The organism is Streptomyces sporangiiformans (assembly GCF_005768555.2).
In the GTDB taxonomy this organism is placed as follows: domain Bacteria; phylum Actinomycetota; class Actinomycetes; order Streptomycetales; family Streptomycetaceae; genus Streptomyces; species Streptomyces sporangiiformans.
In genome coordinates this window covers 25,696-35,146 of record NZ_VCHX02000329.1, presented here as the reverse complement: position 1 = coordinate 35,146, position 9,451 = coordinate 25,696, and the positions used below count along the sequence as shown (strand labels likewise).

Sequence of the window (9,451 nt, the reverse complement as noted above, 5' to 3'; positions counted from 1 at the left end):
GCCAACACACCGAGACCATCCTGGCCGAACTGGGACACAGCACGGCCGACATCGAGGCCCTCCGGGCCTCCGGCGCCATCTGAGCACTCCTGACCACCTGTCAGTCCCTTCGGTCCTCTCAGCAAGGAGCGTTACGGCATGAGCACCCTCGACATCCTGTCCGAGGACGAGCGATTCATCGTGAGGACAGTGCGGGACTTCGTGGACAAGGAGGTGAAGCCCGTCGTCCGGGATCTGGAGCACGCCAACACCTACCCCGAGGGCCTGATCGAGCAGATGAAGCGGCTCGGCATCTTCGGTCTCGTCGTTCCGGAGGAATACGGCGGGACCCCGGTCTCCACCCCGTGCTACGTCCTCATCACCGAGGAGCTGGCCCGCGGCTGGATGAGCCTGGCAGGAGCGATGGGCGGCCACACGGTGGTCGCCAAGCTGCTGCTGGACTTCGGCACCGAGGAACAGAAGCGCCGGTATCTGTCGAAGATGGCGACCGGCGAGATCCGCGCGACCATGGCGCTCACCGAACCGGGTGGCGGTTCCGACCTCCAGGCCATGAGCACCGTCGCGCGCAAGGACGCCGACAGCTATGTGGTCAACGGCGCGAAGACCTGGATCACCAACTCCCGGCGGTCGGGCCTGATCGCCCTGCTGTGCAAGACCGACCCGGACGCGGCCCCCGCCCACCAGGGCATCTCGATCCTGCTCGTCGAGCACGGACCCGGCCTCACCGTCTCCCGCGACCTGCCCAAGCTGGGCTACAAGGGCGTGGAGAGCTGCGAGTTGTCGTTCGACGGCTACCGGGCGCCGGGCGATGCCGTACTGGGCGGGGTCGAGGGCAAGGGCTTCGCGCAGATGATGAAAGGCCTGGAGACCGGACGCCTCCAGGTGGCCGCCCGCGCGCTCGGCGTCGGCCGGGCCGCGTTGGAGGATTCCCTCGCCTACGCGCAGGAGCGGGAGTCGTTCGGCAAGCCGATCTGGAGGCACCAGTCGATCGGCAACTACCTCGCGGACATGGCCACTTCGCTGACGGCGGCGCGCCAGCTCACCCTGTATGCGGCCCGGGAGGCGGAGGCGGGGCGCCGCGTGGACATGGAGGCGGGCATGGCCAAGCTCTTCGCCTCCGAGACCGCCATGCAGATCGCCCTCAGCGCCGTCCGCATCCACGGCGGTTACGGCTACTCCACCGAATTCGACGTCGAACGCTACTTCCGCGACGCCCCGCTGATGATCGTCGGTGAGGGCACCAACGAGATCCAGCGGAACGTCATCGCGAGCCAGCTCGTCAAGCGAGGAGGTCTCGACGCGTGAACATCGTCGATCGGCTTCCGCCGGCTGCTCACTCTTGACGCGCCCCTCGCCGTATGGGGCGCGTCAAGAGTGAGCGGGTCGTCGTATGGGAGCCGTTAACGACTGGGGGAGGGGCGCCGTGCCGGTCCTGAACTGTCAGGATGGAGGCGCGCATGAAGGAGGAACATCGATGACCCGGGTGCTGGTGGTCGAGGACGAGCCGCAGCTCGTACGCGCTCTCGTGATCAACTTGCGGGCGCGCGCCTACGACGTGGATGCCGCCGCCGACGGGGCCACCGCGCTCCGGCTCGCCGCCGCCCACCACCCGGATGTGGTGCTGCTCGACCTGGGTCTGCCCGACATGGACGGCGTGGAAGTGATCAAGGGGCTACGCGGATGGACACGGTCGCCGATCCTGGTGCTGTCCGCCCGCCAGACCTCGGAGGAGAAGGTCAGGGCTCTGGACGCCGGAGCCGACGACTACGTCACCAAGCCCTTCAGCATGGACGAGCTGCTGGCCCGGCTGCGGGCCGCTGTCCGCCGTACCGAGGAGGCGGACACCACCGACGCCACCGCGATCGTCACCACGGACGAATTCACCGTCGATCTGATCGCGAAGCGGGTGCGGCGAGGCGGGAACGACGTGCGGCTGACACCGACGGAGTGGCATCTGCTGGAGGTGCTGATCCGCCACCCGAGCAGGCTGATCAGCCAGAAACAGCTCCTTCAGGAGGTCTGGGGCCCCGCGTACCAGACCGAGACCAACTACCTGCGGGTCTACATGGCCCAGCTGCGACGCAAACTGGAGCCGGATCCCTCCCGCCCGCGGCATCTCATCACCGAGCCGGGCATGGGCTACCGCTTCGAGAAGTGACCGGGCCGGATTGCGAGGAGCAACCGGGCCCGGATACGGATGCGCGGCTCACGCGTGGTCCGGTCAGCCCACGTGGATCCGCGGCCGGCGTGACCGGTCCGGTTCGGCCTCGCGGAGGACCTCGCGGGTGACGGGGGCGACCTCGCCCTGGCCGAAGAGGAAGAAGCGGAGGAAGTTGGCGAAGGGATTGCCCTCGGTCCACTCGAAGTAGATGTGCGGGATCTGGCCGGTGGTGTCGCGGACGTCGAGGAGCAGGGCCGCCAGGGCGTTGGGGATCGAGGAGCTCTCCAGGGTCAGGACCCGGTAGCGGCCGTGCAGGACCTCACCGCGCACGGTCAGTCCCGCCTCGAACTCGGAGGGGTCGGTGACGGTGACCTCGACGAAGACGAAGTCCTCGGCGGTGGGGACGTCGTTGTCGTGGCGGATCTGCTCGATCTTCTCTCGGTACTCGGTGATGTCGCGGTTGTCGGGCTCGTTGGCGATGAACCGGATCCTGCGGCTGGCGATGTCCCGGACGAATCGTTCCGCCATGGTGTCCAGCTCGACGCGGGTGACACGGAGTTCGAAGGCCCGGGCGAGTCGGGAGAGCAGGGAGACGATGATGATGGCGGCGATGAAACAGGCGCCGATCTTCACGCCGTCGGGGCGCTCGATGATGTTCAGGACCGTCGTGTAGAGGAAGACCGCCGAGATGACGGTGAAGGCGATGGTCCAGCCGCGCTGGCGGGCCTTGCGGGCCGCGATCGTCACGGCGATGGCCGCCGAGGAGATCAGAACCAGCACACCCGTGGCGTAGGCGCCGCCCTGGGCGTCCACGTCCGCGTCGAAGATCCAGGTGACGAGAAAGCCGACCAGGGTGAAGACGATCACCATGGGGCGGACGGCGCGGGCCCAGTGCGGAGCCATGCCGTAGCGGGGCAGATAGCGGGGCATCAGGTTGAGCAGCCCGGCCATGGCGGACGCGCCGGCGAACCACAGGATCGCGATCGTCGAGGCGTCGTACACCGTGCCGAAGGCGTTGCCGAGGTAGTCGTGAGCCAGGAACGCCAGCGCGCGGCCGTTGGCGCTGCCGCCCTCCTCGAACTCCTTCTCCGGGATCAGCAGCGTGGTGAGGAAGCTCGTGCAGATCAGGAACACGCTCATGATCACAGCGGCCGTGGTCAGCAGCTTCTTCGTGCCCCGGATACGGCCGGCCGGCCGCTCCTCGGTGTCACCGGGCTCGCCCTCGACGTGCGGCATCACCGCGACGCCCGTCTCGAACCCCGAGAGGCCGAGGGCGAGCTTCGGGAAGACCAGCAGGGAGACGCCGATCATGGCGAAGACGTTGCCGTGCTCGGCGGTCAGGGCGGTTGACCAGTCGGTGACGACATGGCCCTCGGTGACCACGTGCCACAGGCCCACGGCGACGACCACGGCGTTCAGCGCGAGGTAGGCGCCCACGAGAGCCACGGCGACGCCGATGGCCTCCAGGAATCCCTTGAGGAACACCGCGCCGAGCAGGGCGACCAGGATGAGGGTGATCAGCATCTGCTGGTCGTGCAGGACGCTGTTGAGGTGCGGGTTCTCGACCAGGTGGGTGGAGGCGTCCGCCGCCGAGAGAGTAATGGTGATCAGGAAGTCGGTGGCGGCGAACCCGAGCAGCGTGAGGACGAACAGCTTGCCTTTCCAGAAGGTCAGCAGCCGCTCCAGCATCGAGATCGAGCCCTGCCCGTGCGGGCTCTCCTCGGCCACCCTCCGGTACACGGGCAGCGCGCCCGCCAGGGTGACGATCACGAGCACGATGGTGGCCACGGGCGAGAGCAGGCCGGCGGCGAGGGCGGCGATGCCCGGCTGGTAGCCGAGAGTGGAGAAGTAGTCGACGCCGGTCAGGCACATCACGCGCCACCACGGCTGGCCCTTGTGCGCGAGCTCGGGCTGGGCGTGCGGACCCTGGTGGCTCCCCGCCATGTCGGAGAGGCCCTTCAGCATCCACGTCCGCAACCGGCTCGGCTGCGTGTCTTCGGTGGTGGCCATCGAGGTGCTCTCCTGATGTGCGGCTCGTTGCGGGATTTCGGCCATCACACGGACGGCGGCACCAGCGTAAGCAGAGAGTGACGCAGGGGCCCAAGGATGAGGCCACTGACCGCGTCAAGCTTGCGTTAAGACGCAGCGGTCGGACATCAGCGGCGCGTCAAAATCCGGATGTCCAGGACGAAACCGGCGCCGGCCGACCTGTCCGCGAGGGCGCAGGCAGGTGGCCGGCGCGGCAGAGGCGGATACACAGTGTCAGCGCCCGGCCCGGTCGCGACGGCGGTCCGCACCCAGGATGCGGACGGATGCGGACCAAGGACGCGGACCAAAGATGCGGACCCAAGACGGCCGCTGGAGAACGGCCGTTAGAGACACGTCAAAGGTGCCGGGGCGTCCGTAAGGGAGTCGTCAACGGCGGTCGGATCCGGCCTGAGAGGCGTTTTCCTCTACTCGTCCGATCCTCTTACGGATTTCCGAATCTCACCCAGGAGCTCGCGATGGCCGACCTGGCCTTCGTCATCACCACGGTCGCGGTGTTCGCGCTGGTGGCCTTCGTCGCCAGGGGGGTGACGAAGCTGTGACCGTCGAGAACGTCGTCGGCCTGGTCGTGGCCGTCGCTCTGCTGGGCTATCTCATCCTCGCCCTGGTCTTCCCGGAGAGGTTCTGAGCCGCGACATGAGTCCTGTTGTTGCGGGCGTACTCCAGTTGCTCGCGCTGATCGCGGCGCTGGCGCTCGTCCACCGTCCCCTGGGCGACTACATGGCCCGTGTCTACTCCTCCGACAAGCACTGGCGTGTGGAGAAGTGGATCTACCGGGGCATCGGTGCCGACCCGGACACCGAGATGCGCTGGCCCGCCTATCTGCGAGGAGTCCTCGCGTTCTCGGCCGCCGGGGTCCTCTTCCTCTACCTGCTGCAGCGGATCCAGGGCTCGCTGCCCGGCTCGTTGGGCTTCGTCTCGATCGACCCGGACCAGGCGTTCAACACCGCCGCGTCGTTCGTGTCCAACACCAACTGGCAGTCGTACTACGGCGAGCAGGCCATGGGCCACGTCGTGCAGACCGCCGGGCTGGCCGTGCAGAACTTCGTCTCCGCGGCCGTGGGTATCGCCGTCGCGGTCGCCCTCGTACGCGGCTTCGCCTTCTCTCGAGCACGCGGCTCCGCTGGAGCGGGGCGGACCCCCAAGCGCACCGGTGGGCTGGGCAACTTCTGGTCCGACATGGTGCGCGGCGTGACCCGCATCCTGCTGCCGGGAGCGGTGATCGCAGCGATCGTCCTGGTGGCCTGCGGGGTCATCCAGAACTTCTCCGGCATCCACGAGGTCGGGCAATTCTTCAATGGGCACAGCATGGGTGGCTCGCAGCAGTGGAACGGTGGTGCGGTCGCCTCGCAGGAGGCCATCAAGGAGCTGGGCACCAACGGCGGCGGTTACTTCAACGCCAACAGCGCCCATCCCTTCGAGAACCCGACGCCGTTCACCAACCTCTTCGAGATCTTCCTGCTGCTGGTCATCCCGTTCTCCCTGACCCGCACCTTCGGCGTCATGGTGGGCTCGGTCAGGCAGGGGTACGCGATCCTGGCGACGATGGCCACGATCTGGGTCGCCTTCGTCGCCCTGATGATGTGGACCGAGTTCGCCCACCACGGCCCGGCCTTCGACATCGCGGGCGGGGCGATGGAGGGCAAGGAGACGCGGTTCGGTGTCGGCTCGTCGTCGATCTTCGCGGTGTCGACCACGCTGACCTCGACCGGCGCGGTGGACTCCTTCCACTCCTCCTTCACCGGTCTGGGCGGCGGGATCACGATGCTCGGCATGATGCTGGGCGAGATCGCGCCCGGCGGTACCGGCTCCGGTCTGTACGGCATGCTGATCATGGCGGTCATCGCGGTGTTCATCGCCGGGCTGATGGTCGGCCGTACGCCCGAGTACCTGGGCAAGAAGATCGGCACCCGCGAGATCAAGCTGGCCGCCTGCTACATCCTCATCACACCCGCGCTGGTGCTCGTCTTCACCGCGTTCGCGATGGCGCTGCCGACCCCGGCGCACTCGATGACGAACTCCGGTGCGCACGGGTTCGGCGAGATCCTGTACGCCTACACCTCGGCGGCCAACAACAACGGCTCCGCCTTCGCCGGGCTGAACGCGGACACCCAGTGGTTCAACACCACCCTCGGCATCGCGATGCTGCTCGGCCGCTTCCTGCCGATGGTGTTCGTGCTGGCGCTCGCCGGATCGCTCGCCGAGCAGACACCGGTCCCGACCACGGCGGGGACGCTGCGCACCGAGAAGCCGCTGTTCACCGGCCTGTTGGTGGGCGCGATCCTGATCATCACCGGTCTGACCTACTTCCCGGCCCTCGCGCTGGGCCCGCTCGCCGAGGGGCTGGCGGGATGACGACTCGTACAGAGAAGCAAGAGGACTCCATGTCCACAGCCACTCCGACCAGGGCCCCGCACCAGGACGTGCCGACCGGTCGCAAGGACGAAGGACGCGTCGGCGCGGGCCTGTTCGATCCGGGGCAGCTGGTGAGGTCGCTGCCGGACGCGTTCCGCAAGCTCGACCCGCGGGTGATGGTCAAGTCCCCCGTGATGTTCGTCGTGCTCGTCGGCTCGGTGCTGACGACGCTCTTCTCGTGTCTGGATCCGGGCGACTGGTTCGGCTGGGCGATCAGCGCCTGGCTCTGGCTGACCGTGATCTTCGCCAACCTCGCCGAGGCGGTCGCCGAGGGCCGCGGCAAGGCGCAGGCCGACACCCTGCGCAAGGCCAAGACCGACACCGTCGCCCGCCGTCTGGCCGAGGACGGCACGACCGAGGAGCGGGTTCCGGGCGCCGGGCTGAAGGTCGGCGATCTGGTCGTGTGCGAGGCGGGCGACGTCATTCCCGGCGACGGTGACGTCGTCGAGGGCGTCGCCTCCGTCGACGAATCGGCGATCACCGGTGAATCGGCGCCCGTCATCCGGGAGTCGGGCGGTGACCGGTCGGCCGTCACCGGCGGCACGAAGGTGCTGTCCGACCGGATCGTCATCAAGATCACGACCAAGCCGGGCGAAACCTTCATCGACCGCATGATCAACCTGGTCGAGGGCGCCGCACGGCAGAAGACCCCCAACGAGATCGCGCTCAACATCCTGCTCGCGTCTCTCACCATCGTCTTCCTGCTGGCCGTCGCCACGCTGCCGCCGTTCGCGGAGTACGCGGGCACGCATCTGACCCTGGTCGTGCTGGTGGCCCTGCTGGTCTGCCTGATCCCCACCACCATCGGCGCGCTGCTGTCCGCGATCGGAATCGCGGGCATGGACCGCCTCGTGCAGCGCAACGTGCTCGCCATGTCCGGCCGGGCCGTCGAAGCGGCCGGCGACGTGTCGACGCTGCTGCTCGACAAGACCGGCACCATCACGCTCGGCAACCGGCAGGCCGCCGAGTTCGTACCGGTCGGGGGCGTCACGGCCGCCGAGGTCGCGGACGCGGCCCAGCTCTCCTCGCTGGCCGACGAGACGCCCGAGGGCCGCTCCATCGTCGTACTGGCGAAGGAGAAGTACGGGCTGCGCGAGCGGCACCAGGGCGAGCTCACGGGAGCCGAGTGGATCGCGTTCACGGCCCAGACCCGGATGTCGGGGGTGGACGTGGACGGACGCAGGGTCCGCAAGGGGGCGGCCGGTTCGGTCATCGCCTGGGTGCGCGGGCAGGGAGGCGGGATCGCCGACGACGCGGAAACGATCGCGGGCCGGATCTCCGAGGCGGGCGGTACGCCGCTGCTCGTCGCCGTCGAAGACCCCGACGGCGCCCGGGTGCTGGGCGTGATCCACCTCAAGGACGTCGTCAAGGAGGGCATGCGGGAGCGCTTCGAGGAGCTGCGCCGCATGGGCATCAAGACCGTCATGATCACGGGTGACAACCCGCTGACGGCGAGGGCGATCGCCGAGGAGGCGGGCGTCGACGACTTCCTCGCGGAGGCCACCCCCGAGGACAAGATGGCGCTGATCAAGCGCGAGCAGGCGGGCGGCAAACTGGTCGCGATGACCGGCGACGGCACGAACGACGCCCCTGCACTGGCCCAGGCGGACGTAGGCGTGGCGATGAACACCGGCACCTCGGCGGCCAAAGAGGCCGGGAACATGGTCGACCTCGACTCCAACCCGACCAAGCTCATCGAGATCGTCGAGATCGGCAAGCAACTCCTCATCACCCGGGGCGCGCTCACGACCTTCTCCATCGCCAACGACGTGGCGAAGTACTTCGCGATCATCCCCGCGCTGTTCGCGGCGGTCTACCCCGGCCTGGACAGGCTGAACATCATGCGGCTTTCCTCGCCCGACTCCGCGATCCTCTCGGCGGTCGTCTTCAACGCGTTGATCATCATCGCGCTGGTGCCGCTCGCCCTGCGCGGCGTGCGGTACCGCCCGGTCAGCGCGGACAGGATGCTCCGCCGCAATCTCGGGATCTACGGCCTGGGCGGGCTGGTCGCCCCCTTCATCGGCATCAAGATCATCGACGTACTCATCTCTCTGATCCCCGGAGTCGGGTGAAGGACATGAACAACTCCCTTGTGAAAACTGCCCGGCTGCTCAGCGCGGGCCTGCGGGCCCTGCTCGTACTGACCCTGGTCACCGGGGTCGTCTACCCGCTGGTCGTCACCGGCGTCGCCCAGGCGCTCTTCAACGACGAGGCCAACGGCTCGGAGATCAGGGCGGATGGCAAGGTGGTCGGCTCCTCCCTGATCGGGCAGTCCTACAACCTGCCGCTGAAGAAGGGCGAGGAGACCCCGGAGCCCGACCTGAAGTGGTTCCAGGGGCGTCCGCAGAACGGTCTGGGCGTCAACAGCGTCAACACCCGGTACAAGCTCATCCTCTCCGGCGCCACCAACCGCTCCGGCGACAACGCAGAGCTGATCAAGTGGGTCAAGGAGGCCAAAGCCGCAGTCGTCAAGGACAACTCGGTGGCCGGCTACACGGTCGAGCCGTCCGACGTCCCCGCCGACGCGGTGACGTCCTCCGGCTCCGGCCTGGACCCGGACATCTCCCCGGAGTACGCCGACCTCCAGGTGCACCGGGTCGCGGAGAAGAACGGTCTGCCCCTCGACCAGGTGGAGAAGCTGGTCGGCGAGCACAGCGAGGGCCGCACCCTCGGATTCATGGGCGAGCCCCGGGTGAACGTCCTGGAACTCAACATCGCGCTCAAGGAACTCGTGGCCAAGAGCTGACGGGGCTGTCGCGGAGGTCACGCCGACGATTGCCCCACGGCGACGCAAACTGGAGACGGACACCTCCAGACGCACACCTCCGC

Annotated in this window: 7 protein-coding genes; 6 read left to right on the top strand and 1 reads right to left on the bottom strand. The window is 68.1% G+C overall.

Annotation, left to right across the window (positions count from 1 at the left end):
- Nucleotides 1-138 precede the first annotated feature (138 nt).
- On the top strand, nt 139-1,305 hold the full coding sequence (locus tag FGD71_RS41535; RefSeq protein ID WP_119105754.1) for an acyl-CoA dehydrogenase family protein: 1,167 nt from the start codon (nt 139-141) through the stop codon (nt 1,303-1,305).
- Nucleotides 1,306-1,474: 169 nt separating this feature from the next.
- Nucleotides 1,475-2,158, top strand: a complete 684-nt coding sequence (locus tag FGD71_RS41530) for a response regulator (RefSeq protein ID WP_119105753.1) — start codon at nt 1,475-1,477, stop codon at nt 2,156-2,158.
- A gap of 63 nt (nt 2,159-2,221) precedes the next feature.
- Here the strand turns inward: FGD71_RS41530 and FGD71_RS41525 are convergent, their stop codons facing one another.
- Nucleotides 2,222-4,171 carry an APC family permease gene (locus FGD71_RS41525; RefSeq protein ID WP_119105752.1) on the bottom strand — a complete coding sequence of 650 codons (1,950 nt, stop codon included), beginning with the start codon at nt 4,169-4,171 and terminating at the stop codon, nt 2,222-2,224.
- Nucleotides 4,172-4,745: 574 nt separating this feature from the next.
- On the opposite strand from FGD71_RS41525, the gene kdpF reads away from it, so the two are divergent.
- The 4 genes from kdpF to FGD71_RS41500 are packed head-to-tail and all read left to right on the top strand — an operon-like array spanning nt 4,746 to nt 9,368.
- A complete protein-coding gene (gene kdpF, locus FGD71_RS41515) occupies nt 4,746-4,835 on the top strand; it encodes a K(+)-transporting ATPase subunit F (RefSeq protein ID WP_119105751.1) in 90 nt (29 codons plus the stop codon).
- Between the two features lie 8 nt (nt 4,836-4,843).
- Nucleotides 4,844-6,562 (top strand): potassium-transporting ATPase subunit KdpA, encoded by a 1,719-nt coding sequence (gene kdpA / locus FGD71_RS41510; RefSeq protein WP_119105750.1) that lies wholly within the window; start codon nt 4,844-4,846, stop codon nt 6,560-6,562.
- A 29-nt stretch (nt 6,563-6,591) separates the two neighbouring features.
- The gene (kdpB, locus tag FGD71_RS41505; RefSeq protein ID WP_119105749.1) at nt 6,592-8,694 is read left to right on the top strand and encodes a potassium-transporting ATPase subunit KdpB; all 2,103 of its coding nucleotides are present in this window, start codon (nt 6,592-6,594) and stop codon (nt 8,692-8,694) included.
- A gap of 5 nt (nt 8,695-8,699) precedes the next feature.
- On the top strand, nt 8,700-9,368 hold the full coding sequence (locus FGD71_RS41500) for a potassium-transporting ATPase subunit C (RefSeq protein ID WP_119105756.1): 669 nt from the start codon (nt 8,700-8,702) through the stop codon (nt 9,366-9,368).
- The last annotated feature ends 83 nt before the right edge of the window (nt 9,369-9,451 follow it).

Bases quoted from the DNA above. Each gene is read 5' to 3' on its own strand.
- FGD71_RS41535 (WP_119105754.1), top strand. From the start codon at position 139: ATGAGCACCCTCGACATCCTGTCCGAGGACGAGCGATTCATCGTGAGG.
- FGD71_RS41530 (WP_119105753.1), top strand. From the start codon at position 1,475: ATGACCCGGGTGCTGGTGGTCGAGGACGAGCCGCAGCTCGTACGCGCT.
- FGD71_RS41525 (WP_119105752.1), bottom strand. From the start codon at position 4,171: ATGGCCACCACCGAAGACACGCAGCCGAGCCGGTTGCGGACGTGGATG.
- kdpA (WP_119105750.1), top strand. From the start codon at position 4,844: ATGAGTCCTGTTGTTGCGGGCGTACTCCAGTTGCTCGCGCTGATCGCG.
- kdpB (WP_119105749.1), top strand. From the start codon at position 6,592: ATGTCCACAGCCACTCCGACCAGGGCCCCGCACCAGGACGTGCCGACC.
- FGD71_RS41500 (WP_119105756.1), top strand. From the start codon at position 8,700: ATGAACAACTCCCTTGTGAAAACTGCCCGGCTGCTCAGCGCGGGCCTG.